This window comes from Olleya namhaensis, assembly GCF_900114005.1.
In the GTDB taxonomy this organism is placed as follows: domain Bacteria; phylum Bacteroidota; class Bacteroidia; order Flavobacteriales; family Flavobacteriaceae; genus Olleya; species Olleya namhaensis.
Genome location: NZ_FORM01000001.1, coordinates 143,751 through 165,536 on the forward strand (window position 1 = coordinate 143,751; position 21,786 = coordinate 165,536).

A 21,786-nucleotide genomic window follows, 5' to 3' on the forward strand; every position below is an offset into this window, starting at 1 on the left:
AACTACTTTTTTACACGCTTTTCATTCTGTTTAACAAAAGCACTCCAACCGGTATAACTTTTACCAATCTCTACACGTCCTTGATTATAAAAATGACACACAGCTGCTCCAAGTCCATCCATTGAATCTAGATTTTTTGGTAAGGTTTTAATCCCTAACATGCTTTGCAACATTTTTGCAACTTGCTCCTTACTTGCATTTCCGCTTCCAGTAATAGCCATTTTAATCTTTTTAGGCGCATACTCTGTTATAGGCACTTCACGACTCAAACCAGCCGCCATAGCAACACCCTGAGCACGTCCTAACTTAAGCATACTTTGTACGTTTTTACCAAAGAAAGGCGCTTCGATAGCAATTTCATCTGGATGATGTGTTTCAATCAGCTCTATGGTACGTTCAAAAATAAGTTTCAGTTTTAGGTAATGATCATCGTATTTTTTTAAATCTAATTCGTTTAACTGAATCAGACTCATTTTTTTATTTACCACTTTAATCAAACCAAAACCCATGATTGTTGTTCCTGGATCAATCCCTAATATAATTTGTTCTTTGCTCATTTAATTACAAGTATAACAACCACTTAATGACACAGCCACACCAACGGTTACGGTTAACATATTACCATTAAAAGACCCAAACCCTTCTGTGATTGGATCAAAAGCATCTGCGAATCCTATAATATAAGATCCATCAATAAATGCGGATACTGTTCTACTAATCCCATAATGAAATTCCATACCAGCCATTCCGTTTAAAAATGACGTTTTATTATCGCCATAATCTCCTAAAGGTTTTATCATAGAATATCCGGGCCCAATATGAAAGACAACTCCAGTCTCCATTGGTAAAAACACAAAGTCTGTGCTCGCGTCATACACAAACTGTAAATTAACACGCGTGTAATTGGTTTTAAATTCTGGCGTATTATCTGCATTTACAAAACGATGATATCCAAAATCTAATTTAGCCCCTAACTTAGGTGTAAACATATTCTGAACGCCTAAATTTATAGTCGGAAAATTAATACTATTTGCTTCAAAAGGAGCAACTAACCCTTCTTGAGATGGACTGTTAATACCAACCGCAATAAGCGCTTTCCATTTACTAGTTTCTATTTGAGCAGTTACTGTACTTACAGTAAAAACAGTTATTAGGATAATACAATAGTGTTTGATTGTAGATAACATTGTGTAATATTTAGTTTAATTTGCAAGCGTCAACATTGGCGCAACTATTATGCACAGCAGCTTGCCTTACAAAACTAAACAATTCTTTTTTGTACTTATTAAATTAAGCATAGTTGTTGGTGCTTTTTATTTTATATATCACAAACTAACTAGAACTGACAGCCTAGATGTTAATGGTTTTTTTCAATTTTTAAAAGACAACAAAGTGTTTTCGATTAAAAATAGTGTGCTTTTAGTCTTTTTAAGTAGTTTAAACTGGTTTATTGAAATCATAAAATGGCGTTTTTTAGTGTCTAAATTAAAAGCGCTCACTTTTTTTGAAGCTCTAGAACAAAGTTTAGGATCACTAACTGCATCCCTATTTACACCAAACCGTATTGGAGAATATGGCGCCAAAGCAATCTATTACTCAAAACCCTATCGTAAACGCATTTTGCTAACCAATCTGATTGGTAATATAATGCAAATGACAATTACCATTGTTTTAGGAGGTATAGGTTTTGCCTTTTACTATAAGACTTATCCCATTAGTATCGATTTTTTTAAAATATCAAGAGGGATTTTAATCATCCTTAGTGTTGCAATACTTTCCATTATCGGGATAAAAAAAACGAAGTACAAAATAAAAGGATTTTCTATTAAAAAAATAAAAGACTACCTAGCAACATTAGGCACTAATTACATTACACTAGGCTTATGTTTATCCTTTTTGCGCTATGCTGTATTCTCTTTTCAGTTTTATTATATTTTAATCCTTTTCGGAATAACACTAAGCTACCCAGAAAGCATAGTTATAATCACAAGTCTTTATTTGTTAGCTTCTATAATTCCGACCATTTCAATATTTGATGTTGTTATAAAAGGAAGCCTAGCCATTTATCTTTTTGGAGCTGCTAATGTTACCGAATTACCTGTTTTAAGTTGTATTCTTTTAATGTGGTTATTAAACTTTGCGCTGCCAAGTATATTTGGAAGCTATTATGTCTTAAATTTTAATCTCTCAAAACTCAATTCCTAATGGAAATTACGATTATTATCATTATTTTACTGTATCTATTTTTAATAGGTGTTTTTGTCATAGGCTTTGATAAAGTTAAAGAGTATAGACTTAGAGACCTCGCTCCAAAAACGACCTTTACGGTTGTTATTCCGTTTAGAAATGAAGCCGAAAATCTCCCTAAATTAATAGCTTCACTTTTAAACTTAAATTATCCAAAAGACTTATTTGAAGTCCTTTTAGTAAATGATGACTCCGAAGACCAATCGGTTGACATCATTCAAAAACACCTCTCTCAAAATAAAAGTAATCGTCTTTTTATTAAAACAATAGACAATCAAAGACTAACACAATCGCCTAAAAAAGATGCGATAACAACTGCAGTTACACAAGCTAAACACGAGTGGATACTAACGACAGATGCAGATTGTACCGTGCCTAATTATTGGTTAGACAGTTTTGATAATTATATTCAAGACCATAGTTTAAAAATGCTTGCTGGACCAGTCACTTACAACAGTAACAACAGATTATTTAACGCGTTTCAAACTTTAGATTTTTTAAGTCTAATTGGAGCAACAATAGGTGCTTTTGGAATTCGTAAACCCTTTTTATGTAATGGCGCTAATTTAGCTTACAAAAAAGACTTTTTTACCAGTCTAAATGGATTTGAAGGCAATAGTAATATTGCTAGTGGCGATGATATTTTTTTAATGGAAAAGGCGTTAAAAGAAGATAAAAATGCTGTTCATTTTCTAAAATCCGAACAAGCCATTGTCAACACTGCACCACAAAAAAACATTAAAGATCTACTCTCTCAACGCATCCGATGGGCCAGTAAAACAAGACACTACAACAACACCTTTGCCAAAATTGTTGGTTTACTAGTTTTAATAGCCAATGCAAGTATTGTTATTAGTATTGTGTTAACAGCCTTAGGCTTATTTAAAACAAAAACTTTTGCTTATCTGTTTTTTATTAAAATTGCTATTGACTATTTATTACTTTATAAAACCAGTCAGTTTTTTAATAAACAAGAGACGCTAAAACATTATGTTTGGAGTTGTTTTATATATCCTTTTTTTAGCGTGTATGTTGCTTTTATAGCCTTATTTACAAACTACAAATGGAAAGGAAGATCCTTTAAAAAATAAGGACACTCTCCTAAAAAATCATACTTTAGTATCAAACTAACCTATGCGCTATTTAAACAAAACGTCTAACCCTGCCTTTTCAAATTATTTTTGGAAAGCACAGCCACGTGCCACAAAAAAAATGACCGTAACCGGTATTCTTATTAAAACACTGTATTGTTTATTAATAATTAGCAGCATTGTTTTAGCAAGTTGGAAACTACACACTAACGGTACAAGTATTAAATGGTTTACGTCTGGCGGAATGCTAGCTGCTGTTGTTATTAGTATTGTACTATCTGTTAGACAGCAATGGGCGCATATATTAGTGCCATTATATGCTGTGGCTAAAGGTTTTTTTCTAGGCGGAATTACTGTATACGCACAAACACAATTTCCTGATTTACCTTATCAAGCTATTGGCGTGACACTAATTACCTTTTTTGTTGTGTTGTTTTTATATCAAACCAAACTAATTGCAGTAACCAATCGTGTAAAAAGTATTATTATAACAGTCTGTAGCAGCATTTTTGTAACCTATGTAATCTCATACATCTTAAGCTTTTTTGGAATACAATCTTTTATTTGGGGAACCTCATGGCTTGCTATTGGATTTAATGTCTTTGCTGCGTTATTTGCTGCCCTCTCCTTACTACTGGATTTTGATTATATAGAAAGACAAAAAAATAAAGCACCAAAATACAAAGAATGGCTAGCTACTTGGGGCCTATTAGTAACCATTGTATGGTTATATGTAGAAATATTAAGACTTATGAAAAAGTATGCGATCAGGTTTTAAACCCTACTCATCAACCTTTAAAATTATAGGCAACTTAAACTGTGTTTTAACTTGCTGACCACGTTTTACGGCTGGAAATATTTTAGGCAAGGTGTTTAAACTTTCTGTTATTGAAGCTTCTAAATTGGGGATTTCATGCGTTGTTAAACTGTCAATTTCGATAGAATTTATTTGTAACTCTCCTTTTTCAGAAATCAAAAAAGACAGCATAATTGTATCATTAACATCTTGGTTAACAATAATGGTTTCATTTTGAAGACTTTCAGAAATATGCTTGGCTAACGTGGTTTCAAAACAATGTTTAATTTCTTGTTTTATCTGCAAACTTTCGCAAGCCAAAAAACTAGGATAATTATCTACTTCGTTCCAATTAAAGGTCTTTAACTCTTCTTGATAAATAGCATCAGAGGTTGTTTTTTTTACGTCAAAATACTGGCAAGACACCACTACAAAAAAGAGTAAAAAAACAGCTATTTGTTTCATAATTAACTAATATAGCGGAAAAATACAACTTTTTTAGATGACTAAAACTTACTTACTAGTTTCTCTTAACTACAAATAGATTAGAATACGTTGTATCGTCTTTTGAGATTTTTAAAACGTAGATACCATCTTCAAGTTTGTCAACGTTTATTTCTTCGTTTAAATCTCCTTTTACAAAACGTTTTTTATACTCTTTTACAAGTACACCGTTTGTCATGTAAACAGCAAAACTATATTCACCTTGAATTACTTCTTTAAAAGACACGTTTAATTTACTTACTGCTGGATTTGGAAATAAGCTTATGTTTTCTTTAGATAATGATGATACTGCCTCATCACAACATACTATTTCCTGAACCACTTTGCTAGTTTTAGCACCTAAGGTAATGGTTTTAATTAACGTCCTACCATTTCTTAAAATTGTAAATCTTACAGCATCAAAAGGTTGGTATGCTTTAACAGCATTCATGGCATCACCACGTCTGTTAACTGCTTCACCATCCATAGCTAAAACCAAATCATATGGTTGTAATTTATTGTCAGCTGCTGCTGTACCTTCAATTACTTTTAAAATAATAACACCTTTATCGGTCTTACTTTCTTTATCACAAGGACTTCCAAATTGCACTCCTAAAAAAGCTGTTTCGTAAACAATTTTATCAATTGTACACGTGTTTTTGCAATCTTGATTTATTTGCGCATTTGCTACAGTTGTAAAACATAATAACACAAAAACTAAAGGTAAAAATCTTTTCATACTAAACTATTTTTTTAAGAAATATGAAGATATAGTATTTTTCATACAATTATATAAATCAAATAAAAAAACTTTACTTTATAGATAAAATTCGTTGTTTTTCAGACCAAAAGCATGATTTACAAAACAAAGTTTGATTATTCGGATTTATTTTGAAAGTCTTGACTTTTTAATTCAGCAAGCTTTACGTTTAAAATTGGTATGTATTTACTACCAGGAAATCGTTTATTAAACGACTCTACCTCCTCTATTTTCGTGTTCATATTTTTATAAAACACCAACTTAGTATAAACCCTATAAAAATAAGCTGCTTCAGACCCAGGATTTTCTTTTAACGCTTTAGTAAATGCCTGAATAGCATCGGCATGTTTTTCTTGTAAATTATAAACAACACCCAGTTTTATATAAACCTCATCTAAAGGGTCTTCTTGCAATTTAATAGATTGTGATATATGCTTTTCAGCTAACAAATACTGAGTATTGCGCTGATAGTTTAATCCCAATTGATAGTGATTATAAGCGTCTTTAGGATCCTTTTCTAATGCCTTTTCTAAATAGGTAATAGCCTTGCTATAATTATAAACTTTACCATAAGCATACCCTAGTTTTTCGTTAACAAACTTTGTAGTTTCTCCTAATTCTAATAGTTTTAAAAACTGTGCTATCGCTTTGTGATAGTCCTCTTGCAGATAGTAACTTTGCCCAACAAGTGCGATTAGTTTTTTATTATTAGGATATGCTTTTAATCCTGTTTTAACATAATATTCAACTTTATCAAAGGACCTGTTTTTTAAATTATATTTAGCTAACTCATATATCGCTTTTTGGTTTGAGTCATCTAACTCAAAAACATTAAAAAAATAATCTTGAGCACTTATGTACTGCCCTAAAGCGTTAGACACTACACCTAAATAATATTGATAATTAGGATTATCAGCATCTGTAATAGCCAACTCTAATAGCAGCACTTCAGCCTCTTGCAACTTACCGGTTTGTATTAGTAATTTACACAGTTCAAATTTTAATAGCGCATTGCTCCGATTGCTGTTTAATGCTTTATTATAGTATGTTATTGCTTGATCATAATTTCCTAAAAACACATATGATTTTGCGATTTGTTGTGAATATGGTAACGCGTCTTCAAGCTGGTTATAATAACTAATAGCCTTAGCATAACTACCATAATTATACAAGCTATCTGCCACAGCCAAAACATTGGTTTGAGCCTTAGCATTAAAAAACAATAACAGTAAACCTATAATAATAAGCAGTCGCTTCATTTAATTAATTTTAAAAATAATTGGCAAAGCATAAGTAACGTTTACCGTTTTACCTTCGTGCATAGCTGGAGTAATTTTTGGTAAACTATTAATTACACGTATAGCTTCTGTTTCTAAATCAGGATGAGGGGCACGCGCTTCAACATCATAAACCAAACCATCCTTATCAATTCTAAACATGACATTAATACGTTTTACGCCTTTTACTAAGCTTAAATCTTTCCCTAATTTTGTATTAAAATTAGTTGCAATATGTCGTGTCACTTGGTCTGAAAAGCATTTTTTCTGTTCAGATTTACCTACTATTGACTGGCAAGCCTCAAACAAAGGAGACTGATCTAACTTTGAAAAAGGCACCTCTATTTCCAAATTTCTAGCATCATCTGCATCCACATCTTCTACGATGGTCATTACTCCAACATCTTCACCAGTAGTCGTTACTGCAACATCTTCTACAACGGTTATTACTTTTGGTGTTATTTGATTACTATCTGAATCTTTTGATACGGGCTCCTCATTGGAACAAGAAGAATACACTAACATCCCTAAAACCATAGGGATTATTAATAAATACTTAATTAACTGCGTCTGATTTGATTTTGATTTTTGTAACATAATGATTCGTTTTTTGATTAATGATTGTTTGAAAAATGGATTGATAAAAGCACAGTTTTTAACACTAAAAACCTGCTGTAATAACTGTTGGTAATATTCTGTTTTACCAACTTTTACCGCATTGTGATCGGCAATATATTCATGTAGATTACTTATTCTATTTTGATATAGATATACTAATGGATTACACCAAAAACCTATTTTTAAGGCTTCAAACCAAAGTAAATCCAAGGTGTGTTTATCGTTGGCATGACTACGCTCATGTGCTAAAACATGATGTATTTGGTCTGCTGAAAGCATATCTCCTAAACACACGTAATTAAAAAAAGTAAAAGCAGAATCGGAGCCTTTTAAAGTTACAATGGTAAGACCATCTTCTTTAGCCTTGGGATTAACTGCTATTATCCTTATTATTTTAATTAACTTGATTAGAAAGAAGACTAGCATTACAACCGAAACCAAAACATATAGATTAGCTATAGCACCTACTGAAACTGACCAATCCCCATTAAAACGACTTGCTTCTGAAGCTACTTGTCCAGTATTACCAATTAAAACTTCTGGTAAAGCAACCATATAACTGGTTGGAATAATCTTATTAAACCCCTCAATTTTCACAAAAGGAATAACTAAAGACAATACAGACGTGACTAATAAATAAACTCTGTTATAATTAAAAAACGTATCCTTTTTTAAAAACAGATCATAAGCCACTAAAAACAGTAGTTGAAACAGTATCGTTTGAAAAACGTAGTACATCATAACTATTCTTTTTTATTGATTTCATTCAAAACAGACTCCAACTCATTTAAACTAATGTCATTTTTTTTAACAAAAAAGGACACCATACTTTTAAACGAACCCTGAAAATAATTATCCACAAGCTTATTAATAGACTGGTTACTGTAATCTTGCTTTTTTAATAATGGAAAATACATATGACCTTTCCCTTGCTTTTCATAATCTACAAAGCCCTTAGACTCTAAAATTCTAACAATAGTAGAGACTGTATTATAAGCAGGTTTTGGCTCAGGAAACTCTTCTATTATTTGCTTGACGTTAGCTTTTTCTAACTGCCATAAAACTTGCATTATATCTTCTTCTGCTTTGGTAAGTGCTTTCATTTTTTGTAACTAAATTATTAGTTGAATAAAACAAATATAACTAAATATTTAGTTTAAACTAATAAATTAGTTATAAATATTAGATGTAAAATGTTTTTAACAGCTTTAATAACATAAACTTACATTGAAATTTAAACTTGTATTGTTTATTATTAAAATAAAAAAATCACACAAATACTATTGAAAGTTGAAAGACAAAAAGGTCTAAAATACACAAAGCAACATCGAGAGATGTTGCTTTGCATTGTGTAAATGTAAATAGTGCTATTATATTCAAACGGAAGTTTGAAAATGGGAATAATATTAACTTATATTAAGTTACATCAAATATACTTAATCTTATATTTAGCTATTGTGGTAAAAACCACAGCCTTACTGTGGTAAAAACCGCACGTCTTATGTTTTATAAGTCTTTTCAGACTTTTATAAAATCAAAAAAATACTAAATTTTAACATTTAACGCTATATATACCCCTTTTCTTTAGCTATTTTTATTAGAGAATCGTCTTTACCATCGTCTATTACAAATAAATCTTTTAGGTTTTTTTTACGCTTTTCAATAGCACTTAGCGTGATACCCAAATGCGCTACCAAATCTTTTGTTCTTACCCCTAACGATAAAAAATGAAGCATTTTATGGTTTATCTCATCCACTTCTATAGGATTAAATATACTACGCTTAATAATATTATTTATAGTTCCTGTATAAAACGGAGGGTTAGTCTGAATAACTTCAAATGCACTTGCTAGCTCACTTGACGTTAAATCACTTTTAATTAAAAATCCGTCTGGGTTTATGGTCTTTATTATACTATGTATGCGATACACCTCATTAAACATAGTTAAAATTACAACTTTAGCCTCTGGCTGTGTTAATCTAACATGCTTTGCTAAATCTTCTCCTGACTTATATATACCATCACTTGACTCTGGAATACTAATATCAAAAAAATACATATCATAGGGTTGCCCCATATTTTTTGACTTTAGTATTGCGGACATCGCAGAATCACAATCCGTTGCCACATCAATATCTAATATTTGATCTTCTTTTTTTGTTGCTAATAAAATATGTTGGTAACCTTCAATAATCATTGGATGATCATCTACCATTAATATTTTTAAAGTACTACTCTTCATAAATTGGTTGATTAACTAGTAAATATCGGGACAATAATTGTAATATCAGTGCCTTTTTGCTTTTGACTTGTAATTAAAAGCTTCCCCTTTATTTCTTGCACTCTATCCTCTATATTTTTAAGACCTATCCCTTTTTTGGACTTATACATATCAAACCCTTCACCATCATCAGTTATATTAAACACTAAATCAGTGTCTTCTTTTTTATATGAAATAACAACTTTAGTTGCTTGGGCATGTTTATACGCATTCTGCATAGTTTCTTGTAAAATACGATACAGATGAATTTTTACCGTATTATCTAAAGCATCCCAATTAATACTATCATCTCCAATAAATGAATACGCAATTTTATAAGCTCCCATTTGTGTCTCAACCAAGGTTTTTACAATATCTAAAAATCCCGCTTTTTTGATAAAATCAGTATTTAAATCATGTGATACTTTTCTAATATCGTCTTCTATATTTTTAAGTTCGTTTATGTAATGACTCCTTTTATGAATAGCCTCAGTATTGACACTTAAATTAAGACTGTCTAAGCTTAATCGCACACCAAATAGCTTTCCTAAAATTCCGTCATGTATATCTTTGGATATTCTGTTTTTTTCTAATTTTCTAGCCTCGTCAATATTGTCTTGCTGTGATAACATCAAACCATAAATTTCTTGATTTGCTTCTTGTTGTTGACGCTCTAATTGCAATTCTTTATTTTTTTCTCTTTGTGTTATTAATATATACAGAAACAATAAGACCATCAAAAGACCAATAGAGGTAATGATTAAATACAACCGCTGTCTTGACATTTCCTGATTTTCTTCTACGATTTCTGCAGTTTCTAATTCTATCCTAGCAAACTTATTACGGATGGAACGCTCAGCTAAGACCAAACTATCGCTAAGCTTTATGTGCTCCATTAAATAAGGTCTAGCGGAATCTTTATTTATACTTGCTTTTGTAATAAGTGTTTGGAGAATATACTCATTAGCATTAATCTTTTTTGCCATTTTATATGACAAATCATTGTAGTATTTAGCTGAATCCTGTTTACCCACTGCATGTAAATACTCTGCATAATAAGCACCTATAGACATCGTAGTTAAATCATCATTCGCTTTTTTTACATTACTAAGGGCTTCTGTAAATAATGGATTTATGGTAGTATCCATCGGATCGATTAAATATGTTGTATACGCTAAATTAGTCTTAATAGCAGCATATAGTGCTAAGTCGTACGCTTTCAATCCGTCATCCTCAAGAATTTCAAGATACTTTTCTTTAGCTTCTGGATATAATCCTTTTCGTCTATAAACAGACGCTATATTAGTATTTGAATACAATAAATCATAATACCGATTTTCGTTATTAATTAGATTAGCATAACTAATAGCTAGCTTATTATATTCTAAAGCTTTATCATAAAGTTCTAATTGAGCAGAGATCGTTGCAATTAAATCATGAATAGCCCAAAGCGTATCCAAGTTATCATCATTTTTTGGTAGCTTTTCAACTATCAACTTGGCTTTAATAGCATTGATTTCTGCACCAATAAAATCCCTTTCGGAATGTTGAATAGTAGCCATATTGTATAACAATTCTGATTCATTTTCATAATTTTTTAAATCACGATAAATCTTATGACTATTATAAAAATATTCGTACGCGCTATCTAATTTAGCTTCAAGATTATCAATGTAACCTAAAATATAATACGCGTCGGCAATAGCCAATGAATCATTAATTTTTTTGGCCAACTCTAGATTTTCAATATTTATAGATTTAAGAGGCTTAAAATCTTGTTGAAGAATATAGAGTTTAGATAAGCTTTTATTACTATAAAGTATTGTTGAATCCGCTGCTTTGCTCTTGGACAATACTACCGCTTGCTTTGCATACTCCATCCTAGAGCTCATATCTAAACTTTGATCTTTAGATAAGCTTCTAAGCTTAAAAATAGAATCTAAATTTGAATCTGCTGGAGCCTTTTGAGCAAAACAGTAAGTTGAGAGTAGTAAAATGAATATAAATCTAAACAAAGTAGTCCTTATTGTTAACTTCTCAAAGTTAAAACAATTAATTTATTAGGCTACGCGTAACAACAAAAAGCTTTCATTTAAAATTTGAAACTAACTAGACTTGTCCTATTAACCATTTGAAGGTATTTTAACTTTCCTTTTATCTACTAATACTAATAGTTTAAGATCTGGCGTTTTTACTTCTTTATTAGTGTTTTCCTTAATTGGCTCTGTAGTGTCTAATGCGCTTACACCTGTTAATAATCCGATTGAAAAAAGTGCTACTAATGTAATTTTTAGGGTTTTCATAATATTGATTATTTATAGTTAACTATTGATTTATTAAAAACGTAAATACAACAAAATTTAAGCTAAACAGATTAGCTTACTATAAATCACACACTTACAAAAAGGCATGTTCAATAAATTAATTAATTAGCTTTAGAATGAATATAAAAGTAGAGGGAAATTTTAAAGCTGAACGAAAATAGACTTAAGAAAAAGAAATATACTAAATAACTCGATGTAAAGCAAATAACACCGACAAAACGTTATAAAATAAAAAAGCATCCCAATTTTCTAGAAGAAAAAAGGAAAGCTTTCCATCGGTTCAAGCTATTAACTAGCTTTCTACCAGTTTGATGGACTACTACATCCATCAAAACAACACAACTAAATTTTATTGCCAAAAAAAGCTCCGATAAATCGGAGCTTTTAGCAATTTTTCGCGGTCTGGACGGGATTCGAACCCGCGACCTTCGCCGTGACAGGGCGACATTCTAACCAGCTGAACTACCAGACCGTTGCGTTATTGCGAGTGCAAAGATAGGCTTCTTTATGGATGTACCAAACTTTTTTACACTTTTTTTTATTTTTTTTTAAATAAATTTTTCACGTTCCACCATATAGCTGGTTAAAACAGCATCAAACGCTTGGTTTATATCCGCAGCAACATACTTAATCTTGTACTGTAAACACTTCATTTTCAATTCTTCAAAATAATCAAGCACCGATTTTTCATAATTTTCCTTGACCTGATTCGCATATAAGTTAACAAAATCACCAGTTTCAATATCAATAAATCTTTTTGGCTTATTATTAAAATTAAAGTTCATTTCTTTAGCTTTATCATAAACATGAAACAAAACAACCTCATGTTTATTATGTTTTAAATGTCGTAATGCTTCAAATAATTTAATCTCATCTGCGGTTGTTTGAAACATATCGGTAAAAACAAAGATTAAAGAGCGTCTGTGAATTTTTTCTGCAATCTCATGCAAATAGGCATAAGTTTCTGTTTGCTTGTTTACAGGCTTTGATTTGACCGCCTGCTCCAATTGATGGATCAACATCTGGTGGTGACGTTCACTCCCCTTTTCAGGAGCGTAAAAATCATACTTATCACTATATATACTTAATCCTACTGCATCGCGCTGCTTTTTTAATATATGCATTAAGGATGCAGACGCTAAAGCTGAAAAAGCAATCTTATTTAAATTATCAATGGAAAAACTATCCTGTTCTGGATAATGCATGGAACTACTGTTATCTAAAATAATATGACAACGCAGATTAGTCTCGTCATCATAACGCTTAGTATACAGTTTATCTGTTTTAGCAAACAGCTTCCAATCTATATGACGTGTACTTTCGCCTTGATTATAGATTTTATGCTCTGCAAACTCTGCAGAGAAGCCATGAAACGGACTTTTGTGCATTCCGGATATAAAACCCTCAACCACTTGCTTAGCTAAGTGTTCGAGGTTTTTAAATCCGCCTGCTTTATTAAGTTCGTCTTGTAATTTCATTATTCTGCTATACCGTCAACAATACCGTAAGCAACACTCTCATCTGCGCCCATCCAATGGTCGCGATTAAAATCTTTCAATACTTTCTCGTATGTCTGACCACAATTATCTGCTAAAATATGCGCGCTTAACTCTTTAGTTTTTACAATTTCTTGAGCTGTAATCTCAATATCACTAGCTTGTCCACGTGCACCTCCACTTGGTTGGTGTATCATTACTCTTGCATGCGGTTGGATAAAACGTTTCCCTTTAGCACCAACAGATAACAAAATAGACCCCATAGACGCAGCTAAACCAGTACAAACTGTAGACACATCACTTTTTAGGCCTTTAATACAGTCATACATTGCAAATCCAGAAGTTACATAACCACCTGGGCTGTTAATATACAATGTAATATCCTTAGTCTCTAAACTGTCTAAATACATTAAGCGATCTATAACATGCTTTGCCGATTTATCATCTACCATTCCCCAAAGAAAAACTTTACGTTCTTCTAACAATTTTGCATCAATAGCATCTTGGACTTTTATTGTTTTACTCATTTTCTATTTTTTTGTTCGTTTAAACATTATCTATTTTCAAAATCACTTCTAAAATAAAGAACCACCTCAATATTAAAGGTACTCTTATTATTATAAAAGCCATTTTGTAAATGTACTTTTAAAATAATTATTTCTAGTTTCATCTAAAAATAAAAAAGGTTTGCCATTACAGCAAACCTTTTATCAATACTTTAATAAAATTGACCTATAATAAAGCGTCTAATGCTTCAGAATAAGCTGTTTTTGGTGCTACACCTACTTGACGCCCTACTACTTCACCATTTTGAAATACTAATACCGTTGGGATGTTACGTACACCATATTTTGCTGCAAATTCTTGATTTGCGTCTACATCTACTTTACCTACAACAGCTTTACCTTCATATTCAGTACTTAACTCATCAATGATTGGTCCAACCATACGACAAGGTCCACACCAAGCTGCCCAAAAGTCAACTACTACTGGCTTATCGCTTTTTAATACTGTTTCTTCGAAGTTTGCATCTGTGATTTCTAATGCCATAATATTATGTTTTAATTGTGTTTTACTACGTGTTAATATGCAATATTAGTCAAAAATAATGCGAAAGCTTACAACCTAACAATTTGTTTTACCTATTGTAGCATTGGTTTGCTTTATCCCTTTTACAGGGAATGAACGCCAGAGCCCTACTATTTTCAACATCTTACAGAATAAAGGAAGATGCTAACAACCTCTTTTATTGATTAATCAAATAATGAATCTGTTGCTCTTGCAACTCATTCAGCAACTCATTAGTCACTTGTATTTTTTGCTTTCGACTAATCATTGTTAATTTAATTTTATCTCTATTATCATATACTAAAAAGTTAAGCGCATGATTACCTGGATGCATCGAAATTAATTCTTTTAAATATTTGATTTTTTCAGCTTCAAGCTCCTTAATATTTAACTGTATAGATATTTTTCTAACATTTTTCTCCATGACATCATGTAATAACTGAAAGCTATTAAACTGTAATCTTGGATCACTCTTTTTACCAGTATCACGATTAACCCAACCTTCTCTAACAAAAGCCTTAACGTGTACAAATGTGTTTTGCAATAAAAACGGACGGTGTTTTAGATACTCTTCTCCAAAGACTCTAAACTCAAACGTATCGGTATAATCTTCAATGGTAAACATTGCCCAACCTTTACCTTGTTTACTAACACGATGTTGTACATCTGTAACAACACCTCCAAAAGTAATTTCTTTATTAACGTGTGCACTTAAGTCATTAAAATCTGAAATTGTTCCATTACAAAACGATTTCATTTCTGTTCTAAAGTCATCTAAAGGGTGTCCTGAAATATAAACCCCAACCACCTCACGTTCTCGAGATAGTTTTTCCATGGTTCCCCACGTTTCACATTCAGGAATCACTGGCTCTTCAATCTGTACATCACTATCTGCACCAAACATGCTTACTTGCGCAGAGTTTTCATTTTCTTGATGCTTAGCCCCGTATTTTATCGCCTTTTCTAAAAAAGTTAATTCGCTACCATCTTTAAAAAAGTATTGCGCACGATGTGTATCTCCTAGCTCATCAAACCCTCCAGCTAGTGCCAAGTTTTCAAATGCTTTTTTATTAGCCGCACGCAAATCAATACGTTTTGCTAAATCAAATATGGACACAAAAGGCCCATCTTTTTTCCTATTATTAACAATGGTCATTACAGCACCATGTCCCACCCCTTTTATGGCACCCATACCAAAACGTACCGCATTGTCCTTGTTTACAGAAAACTTGTAGTAAGATTCATTAACATCAGGACCAAGTACTGGTAGCTTCATACGCTTACACTCGTCCATAAAAAACGTCACCTGTTTGATGTCATTCATATTATTGGACAGTACCGCAGCCATATATTCGGCTGGATAATGCGCTTTTAGATACGCCGTTTGATAGGCAATCCATGCATAACATGTCGAGTGCGATTTGTTAAAGGCATAACTAGCAAAGGCTTCCCAATCCTTCCAAATTTTCTCAAGCTTTTTAGCATCATGCCCCTTAGCACTGGCTTGCTCAATAAATTTTGGTTTCATTTTATCCAAAACTGCAATTTGCTTCTTACCCATGGCCTTACGCAGTACATCGGCTTCACCCTTTGTAAAATCTGCTAAAGACTGCGATAGTAGCATTACCTGCTCTTGGTATACTGTAATTCCGTAAGTTTCTTTTAAGTACTCTTCCATTGCTGGTAAATCATACTCAATATCCTCATCACCATGCTTTCTACGTACAAAACTTGGTATGTATTCCATTGGACCGGGTCTGTACAGTGCATTCATGGCAATTAAATCGTCAAAAACGGTAGGTTTAAGATCTTTTAAATGCTTCTGCATTCCAGGAGATTCATATTGGAATACACCAACCGTTTCTCCGCGTTGAAACAGCTCGTAAGTCTTTTCATCATCCAGAGGAAAACTATCTGGATCTAATAATATATCATGTTTAGCTTTAACTAATTTTACGGTGTCTTTAATAAGCGTTAACGTTTTAAGACCCAAGAAATCCATCTTTAACAGCCCAGCATCCTCTACTACAGAGTTATCAAACTGTGTGACATATAAGTCTGAATCTTTTGCCAAAGCCACTGGCACGAACTTAGTAATATCGTCCGGCGTAATAATTACACCACAGGCATGTATCCCTGTGTTACGGACAGACCCTTCTAAAGATCGCGCAATATTTACGGTTTCGGCAGGTAAATCATTTCCTTCCGAAATATTTAAAAGCTCGTTAATTTTCTCTAAATCTTCAGCTCTAAACTTTTGTCCTAACTCTTTTTCGGATAAACCGAAAATTTTGCCCAGTTTAGACATTGTAGGAATCAGTTTTGCAATCCTATCTGCATCAAATAAAGGTAAATCTAATACACGTGCTGTATCTCTAATCGAAGACTTTGCAGCCATCGTACCGTAGGTAATAATCTGGGCTACCTGACTACTTCCATACTTTTCGATAACGTAATCCATAACACGAGATCGTCCTTCGTCATCAAAATCAATATCAATATCGGGCATACTTACACGATCCGGATTCAGGAAACGCTCAAAAAGTAAGTTATACAATAACGGATCAATATTGGTAATCCACAAACAGTAAGCAACTACAGATCCTGCTGCAGACCCACGTCCTGGACCTACAGAAACGTCCATTTTTCTGGCTTCGCGTATAAAATCCTCTACAATCAAGAAATACCCAGGATATCCTGTTTTCTCAATAACGCTTAGCTCAAAATCAAGTCTTTCAATAACCACATCGGACAACTCTTCTCCATATCGCTTTCTAGCACCAACATAGGTTAAGTGTCTTAAAAGCGCATTCTCCCCGCGTTTTCCGCCATCAATTTTATCCTCCTCACTAGCAAATTGTTCCGGAATATCAAACGCTGGCAATAATACATCCCTAGCTAATTGATACCCTTCAATTTTATCCACCACTTCTTGAATATTAGAAATGGCTTCCGGCACATCCTTAAACAAACTCTTCATCTGATCTCCAGACTTAAAGTAGTATTCTTGGTTAGGCAATCCATAGCGGTATCCTCTACCACGACCAATTGGTGTGGCTTGTTTTTCACCATCTTTTACACACAATAAAATATCATGTGCATTAGCATCATTCTGCTTGGCGTAATAGGTATTGTTAGAAGCTATTAACTTAACATTATGTTGTCTTGCTAATTTTATTAAAACAGGATTAACACGGTTTTCATCTTCTTGACCGTGACGCATCAGCTCCACATACAAATCATCACCAAAGGTTTCTTTCCACCAAATTAAGGCTTCTTCCGCTTGATTTTCTCCAACATTTAAAATCTTACTCGGTACCTCTCCATATAAGTTACCCGTTAAACAGATCAAGTCTTCTTTATACTCTTCAATTAACTTTTTATCAATCCTTGGTATGTAATAAAAGCCATTAACATACGCATGAGATGATAACTTTGCAAGGTTGTGGTATCCGTTTTTATTTTTTGCCATTAAGACAATTTGATACCCGTTGTCTTTTCTACTTTTGTCTGTATGATCTTCACAAACAAAAAACTCACAACCAATAATTGGTTTTATTTCTTTAACTGTTGTTGTGGTTCCGCTAGCTGCTGCTGCTTCTATTTTAGCTTTTGCGGCTTTATTATGTTTATTAGCAGCATTTACAAAGTGAAATGCCCCCATCATGTTGGCATGATCCGTTAATGCTACTGCCGGCATACCATGCTCTGCAGCAACTGAAATAAGATCAGCGACACTCATTGTTGACTGTAATACAGAAAACTGAGAGTGGTTATGTAAATGCACAAAGTCTACAGCTTGTAGATCCTTGATATTTTCTTTAATCTCCGCCGTACTAATCTCTTTAGTATCCTGCTTTTGTAATTTTTCTTGGATTTTAGCACTTTCCCTTTTCAGGTTAATATGCTTTAACCCTATTAACTGTATGGTTTGCGGGTTTGCTTTATTAAATTGTTCGAAATATTCTGGAGCAACATCTAACTGTTCTTTAGTATATTTTTTTAGACGTATTAATTCTAAAAAACAACGTGTTGTTGCCTCTACATCGGCAGTAGCATTGTGCGCTTCTCCAAAAGGTTTATCAAATAAAAACTGGTGTAACTCAGTCAACGTTGGTAATTTAAAACGCCCATAACGTCCACCAGGTAATTGGCACAAGGCAGCTGTTTGCTCTGTACACGTATCTAAAACCGGTAATTCTTGTAGTGGATTCTCTACGTTTCCACGCACAAACTCGGCACCCATAATATTCAAGTCAAACTTTACATTCTGACCGACCACAAATTTGGCTTTACCCAATGCGATATTAAACTTTTCTAATACGTCTGATAAAGGGATTCCTTGTTGTTGTGCTAATTCTGTAGAAATACCATGAATCTTTTCCGCATCATACGGAATATTAAATCCATCGGGTTGCACTAGATAGTCCTCATGCTCCACACAATTACCCATCTCGTCATGTAATTGCCAAGCAATTTGGATACATCTAGGCCAATTATCTGTATCAGTAATTGGTGCATCCCAACGTTTAGGTAATCCGGTGGTTTCGGTATCAAATATTAAATACATGTGCGAGTTCTTAGAAGTTTTTGCTCAAAAATACGAGCCTATAAAAGTACGTAGAATTAATTTTTATTTAAAGTGAAATCACAAACAGTTGTAAACAAAAAAAACCAGCGCGTTAACACTGGCTTTTTATAGTCTCTAAAACACGGTTTTAGGATACTAACTCTTCATGTACTTTTTCTGTATTGATGGCGGCTTGAATAGCATGTCTGTGTTTTGCAATTAAGTTATCAATAGTTGGTGGTAGATTATTTTCTTTCAATAACGTATCATATTCTTCTAAGCTAGCCTCTTCCCCTTTGATGGCTTCTTCTATAATAGCCTCTTCGTTATTTGAAGAAAATACAGCTTTTAAACTCATCCAATTTCTGTGCATAGCACCTTTAAAACTCCCTGAGTCTTCCGGGATTTGCCCGTACTGCAAGATTTCTGTTCTTAATTCTTTAGCAAACTGGCTACGTTCTGACGCACGTCTTTTAAAAAATAATTTTAACTCGCTGCTTTCTACATTTTCAATTGCATTAAGATACCCTTTTTCAGCATCATAATTTTTAACTAATAATTCGTTTAATTTTTTTGAAATTTTTTCTCTGTAATTCATTTTATCTCTATCATTTTAAATTCCAATAACCTTCTTTATAGATGTGTATTGTTTCTCATCTTCTCATTCAAGATACAACAAACAACAGCTGCTGCCAAGGGTTTTAACAGGGTTTATGATAGCCTTAAGAGTATTTAACAAAAAAAAACCAACACAAATGTGTTGGCTTTTTTTTATCTATTTTAGTGGTACTTAATTACTACAATCTCCTAATCCGTTAATTAATGCTTGTATTGCACCATCGTCATCTCCACAAGCTGTTTTTTTAACTTGAAGTGCTGTTTTGTATGCGTTACAGAATTCTGTATACTGTACCCCAGCTGGATCTACATTATTTAAATTAGTCTCAGTTGTTAACGCTACTGCTGTTGCATTAGCACAAGCTACATCCGCACCAGTATTATCAACTACTGCAATATTTAAAATTGGTACATTATAAAAATACCCTCTATTAAAATTTTCTGACGCAAATCCTGTACTATCAAACCCATTAAAAGTGAATGTTCCAGAAACTGTTCTTTCAATTAAATTAAACTCTGTTAATACAATAGTACCCTCTGATGGATAAATCTGCACCTCTGGATTTGGAATATTATTAGTTGTATACACCACACCAAAATCATCTTGATATACTGCAGAAGACACCGTATTACCAAGTTGATACGTCCCTTCAACGGTATTATCAATTTTCAGATTAATAATACTTTCGTTTCTAATTCCGGTAATTACTAAATCTCCAAATGTGTCCACATTAGCCCTAAAGGTATTGGCTTCCCATAATTCGCCATTATTATAGCCTAAAAAAGCAGGCGAGTTAAACACCAAATCATCAGTACAAGACGTCAAACCTAATACAAGAACCAGTAGGTATATTATTTTTTTCATTCGTTAGTTAGTTATTTACAACATCAAAAATATAATAATTTATTTTATAACGTAGATTTCCTTTAAAAACTTGAAAATTAAAAAATTATACTATCTTTGCAGACTTATTAATAATAGAGGTCGCGAACCTCACAAATTAATTACATATGCCAGTAAAAATTAGATTACAAAGACACGGTAAAAAAGGAAAACCTTATTACTGGATCGTAGCAGCTGATGCTAGAGCGAAAAGAGATGGTAAATACCTAGAAAAATTAGGTGCTTACAATCCAAACACAAACCCTGCAACTATCGAATTAGATGTTGATGGAGCAGTACAATGGTTACAGAATGGTGCACAACCAACTGATACAGCAAAAGCTATTTTGTCTTACAAAGGAGCAATGCTTAAAAACCATTTAGCAGGAGGAGTAAGAAAAGGCGCTTTAACAGAAGAGCAAGCTGAAGCAAAGTTTACTGCTTGGCTTGAAGAAAAAGCAACTAAAGTAGATGCTAAAAAAGATGGTTTATCTAAAGCGGAAGCTGAAGCTAAAACTAAAGCTTTTGAAGCAGAAAAAGCAGCTAATGAAGCTAGAATTGCAGCTAACGCTCCAGTTGTAGAAGAGGCTCCTGCTGAAGAAGCAAAAGCTTCTAACGAAGAAGAAGAATAAAAATTATTTTTTATACTTTTAAACTCCGATAATTTTTATCGGAGTTTTTTATGCAAAAAACTTTTCTTATGGATATTAAAGACTGTTTCTTTTTAGGTAAAATTGTTAAAAAATATAGCTTTAAAGGCGAGCTACTTATTAAGCTAGATACCGACGAGCCCGACTTATACGAAAACTTAGATTCTATTCTTGTAGATCTAAGAGGTACACTAGTCCCATTTTTTATTGAGAGTTCTCAATTACACAAATCAGAATTACTACGTGTTAAGTTTGAGGACGTCGATACAGAAGGTGATGCTGATGCGTTAATAAAAAGCGCGACGTATTTACCACTAACAGTATTACCAAAACTTGCAGATGATAAGTTTTACTTCCATGAAATTATTGGATTTAAAATCGAAGACAAAACCTTTGGTCATGTTGGTATCATTACTGGAGTTAATGATATGACTTCTCAATCTTTATTTGAAATTGATCGTGATGGTATTCAGATTTTAATCCCAATGAACGATCAGTTTATTTCTAAAGTAGATAAGCCAAACAAAACTATTTTTGTTGATACGCCTGAAGGATTAATTGACTTATATTTAGAAGAGTAACTTCTTTTATGCTGAATTCATTTCAGTATCACACGCAGAAATAATGAGACCCTGAAACTAGTT

Annotated in this window: 21 protein-coding genes and 1 tRNA gene; 5 read left to right on the plus strand and 17 right to left on the minus strand. The window is 32.8% G+C overall.

The window, feature by feature from the left end; genetic code table 11:
• Positions 1 to 2: 2 nt before the first annotated feature.
• Together ruvC and BMZ09_RS00565 are read right to left on the minus strand one after the other, a co-directional pair.
• The gene (gene ruvC / locus BMZ09_RS00560) at positions 3 to 557 is read right to left on the minus strand and encodes a crossover junction endodeoxyribonuclease RuvC (RefSeq protein WP_090836545.1); all 555 of its coding nucleotides are present in this window, start codon (positions 555 to 557) and stop codon (positions 3 to 5) included.
• Positions 558 to 1,187, minus strand: coding sequence for a cell envelope biogenesis protein OmpA (locus tag BMZ09_RS00565; RefSeq protein WP_090836547.1), 630 nt, complete (start codon positions 1,185 to 1,187; stop codon positions 558 to 560).
• Between the two features lie 49 nt (positions 1,188 to 1,236).
• On the opposite strand from BMZ09_RS00565, the gene BMZ09_RS00570 reads away from it, so the two are divergent.
• Genes BMZ09_RS00570 through BMZ09_RS00580 form a run of 3 tightly spaced genes read left to right on the plus strand, consistent with a single transcriptional unit; the run spans position 1,237 to position 4,116 of the window.
• A complete protein-coding gene (locus BMZ09_RS00570; RefSeq protein ID WP_090836549.1) occupies positions 1,237 to 2,205 on the plus strand; it encodes a lysylphosphatidylglycerol synthase transmembrane domain-containing protein in 969 nt (322 codons plus the stop codon).
• Positions 2,205 to 3,338 carry a glycosyltransferase family 2 protein gene (locus tag BMZ09_RS00575; protein ID WP_090836550.1) on the plus strand — a complete coding sequence of 378 codons (1,134 nt, stop codon included), beginning with the start codon at positions 2,205 to 2,207 and terminating at the stop codon, positions 3,336 to 3,338. Before BMZ09_RS00570 ends, BMZ09_RS00575 begins: the two co-directional genes overlap by 1 nt.
• 43 nt (positions 3,339 to 3,381) lie before the next feature.
• The gene (locus tag BMZ09_RS00580; protein ID WP_090836552.1) at positions 3,382 to 4,116 is read left to right on the plus strand and encodes a Bax inhibitor-1/YccA family protein; all 735 of its coding nucleotides are present in this window, start codon (positions 3,382 to 3,384) and stop codon (positions 4,114 to 4,116) included.
• Between the two features lie 3 nt (positions 4,117 to 4,119).
• Here the strand turns inward: BMZ09_RS00580 and BMZ09_RS00585 are convergent, their stop codons facing one another.
• From BMZ09_RS00585 to BMZ09_RS00655, 15 genes are all read right to left on the minus strand, one after another.
• Positions 4,120 to 4,599, minus strand: coding sequence for an energy transducer TonB (locus BMZ09_RS00585; RefSeq protein WP_090836554.1), 480 nt, complete (start codon positions 4,597 to 4,599; stop codon positions 4,120 to 4,122).
• Positions 4,600 to 4,654: 55 nt separating this feature from the next.
• Positions 4,655 to 5,356, minus strand: coding sequence for a PDZ domain-containing protein (locus BMZ09_RS00590; RefSeq protein WP_090836555.1), 702 nt, complete (start codon positions 5,354 to 5,356; stop codon positions 4,655 to 4,657).
• A gap of 137 nt (positions 5,357 to 5,493) precedes the next feature.
• Positions 5,494 to 6,636, minus strand: a complete 1,143-nt coding sequence (locus tag BMZ09_RS00595) for a tetratricopeptide repeat protein (RefSeq protein ID WP_090836557.1) — start codon at positions 6,634 to 6,636, stop codon at positions 5,494 to 5,496.
• On the minus strand, positions 6,637 to 8,013 hold the full coding sequence (locus BMZ09_RS00600; protein ID WP_090836559.1) for a M56 family metallopeptidase: 1,377 nt from the start codon (positions 8,011 to 8,013) through the stop codon (positions 6,637 to 6,639).
• Positions 8,014 to 8,015: 2 nt separating this feature from the next.
• Positions 8,016 to 8,375 carry a BlaI/MecI/CopY family transcriptional regulator gene (locus BMZ09_RS00605; RefSeq protein WP_090836560.1) on the minus strand — a complete coding sequence of 120 codons (360 nt, stop codon included), beginning with the start codon at positions 8,373 to 8,375 and terminating at the stop codon, positions 8,016 to 8,018.
• A gap of 462 nt (positions 8,376 to 8,837) precedes the next feature.
• Entirely contained in the window at positions 8,838 to 9,515 is a 678-nt protein-coding gene (locus BMZ09_RS00610; RefSeq protein ID WP_090836562.1) for a response regulator, read from the minus strand.
• Between the two features lie 11 nt (positions 9,516 to 9,526).
• Positions 9,527 to 11,548: a sensor histidine kinase gene (locus BMZ09_RS00615; RefSeq protein WP_090836563.1), complete on the minus strand. Its 2,022-nt coding sequence runs from the start codon at positions 11,546 to 11,548 to the stop codon at positions 9,527 to 9,529.
• A gap of 108 nt (positions 11,549 to 11,656) precedes the next feature.
• Entirely contained in the window at positions 11,657 to 11,836 is a 180-nt protein-coding gene (locus tag BMZ09_RS00620; RefSeq protein WP_090836565.1) for a hypothetical protein, read from the minus strand.
• Positions 11,837 to 12,255: 419 nt separating this feature from the next.
• A tRNA-Asp gene (locus BMZ09_RS00625) sits at positions 12,256 to 12,329 on the minus strand.
• Between the two features lie 76 nt (positions 12,330 to 12,405).
• Positions 12,406 to 13,335, minus strand: a complete 930-nt coding sequence (locus BMZ09_RS00630; protein ID WP_090836567.1) for a DUF58 domain-containing protein — start codon at positions 13,333 to 13,335, stop codon at positions 12,406 to 12,408.
• The gene (locus BMZ09_RS00635) at positions 13,335 to 13,880 is read right to left on the minus strand and encodes a ClpP family protease (RefSeq protein WP_090836568.1); all 546 of its coding nucleotides are present in this window, start codon (positions 13,878 to 13,880) and stop codon (positions 13,335 to 13,337) included. Before BMZ09_RS00635 ends, BMZ09_RS00630 begins: the two co-directional genes overlap by 1 nt.
• A 205-nt stretch (positions 13,881 to 14,085) precedes the next feature.
• The gene (gene trxA, locus BMZ09_RS00640; RefSeq protein WP_262496850.1) at positions 14,086 to 14,442 is read right to left on the minus strand and encodes a thioredoxin; all 357 of its coding nucleotides are present in this window, start codon (positions 14,440 to 14,442) and stop codon (positions 14,086 to 14,088) included.
• Between the two features lie 157 nt (positions 14,443 to 14,599).
• Complete coding sequence (gene dnaE / locus BMZ09_RS00645; RefSeq protein WP_090836573.1) at positions 14,600 to 18,991, minus strand: DNA polymerase III subunit alpha; 4,392 nt, start codon at positions 18,989 to 18,991, stop codon at positions 14,600 to 14,602.
• A gap of 148 nt (positions 18,992 to 19,139) precedes the next feature.
• A complete protein-coding gene (locus tag BMZ09_RS00650; RefSeq protein WP_090836575.1) occupies positions 19,140 to 19,589 on the minus strand; it encodes a ferritin-like domain-containing protein in 450 nt (149 codons plus the stop codon).
• A 192-nt stretch (positions 19,590 to 19,781) separates the two neighbouring features.
• The gene (locus tag BMZ09_RS00655) at positions 19,782 to 20,474 is read right to left on the minus strand and encodes a DUF6252 domain-containing protein (RefSeq protein ID WP_090836577.1); all 693 of its coding nucleotides are present in this window, start codon (positions 20,472 to 20,474) and stop codon (positions 19,782 to 19,784) included.
• 146 nt (positions 20,475 to 20,620) lie between these two features.
• Between BMZ09_RS00655 and BMZ09_RS00660 the strand changes: the two genes are divergently transcribed.
• Together BMZ09_RS00660 and rimM are read left to right on the plus strand one after the other, a co-directional pair.
• Positions 20,621 to 21,124, plus strand: coding sequence for a 30S ribosomal protein S16 (locus BMZ09_RS00660; protein WP_090836579.1), 504 nt, complete (start codon positions 20,621 to 20,623; stop codon positions 21,122 to 21,124).
• A gap of 68 nt (positions 21,125 to 21,192) precedes the next feature.
• Positions 21,193 to 21,723, plus strand: coding sequence for a ribosome maturation factor RimM (gene rimM, locus BMZ09_RS00665; RefSeq protein WP_090837364.1), 531 nt, complete (start codon positions 21,193 to 21,195; stop codon positions 21,721 to 21,723).
• Positions 21,724 to 21,786 lie beyond the last annotated feature (63 nt).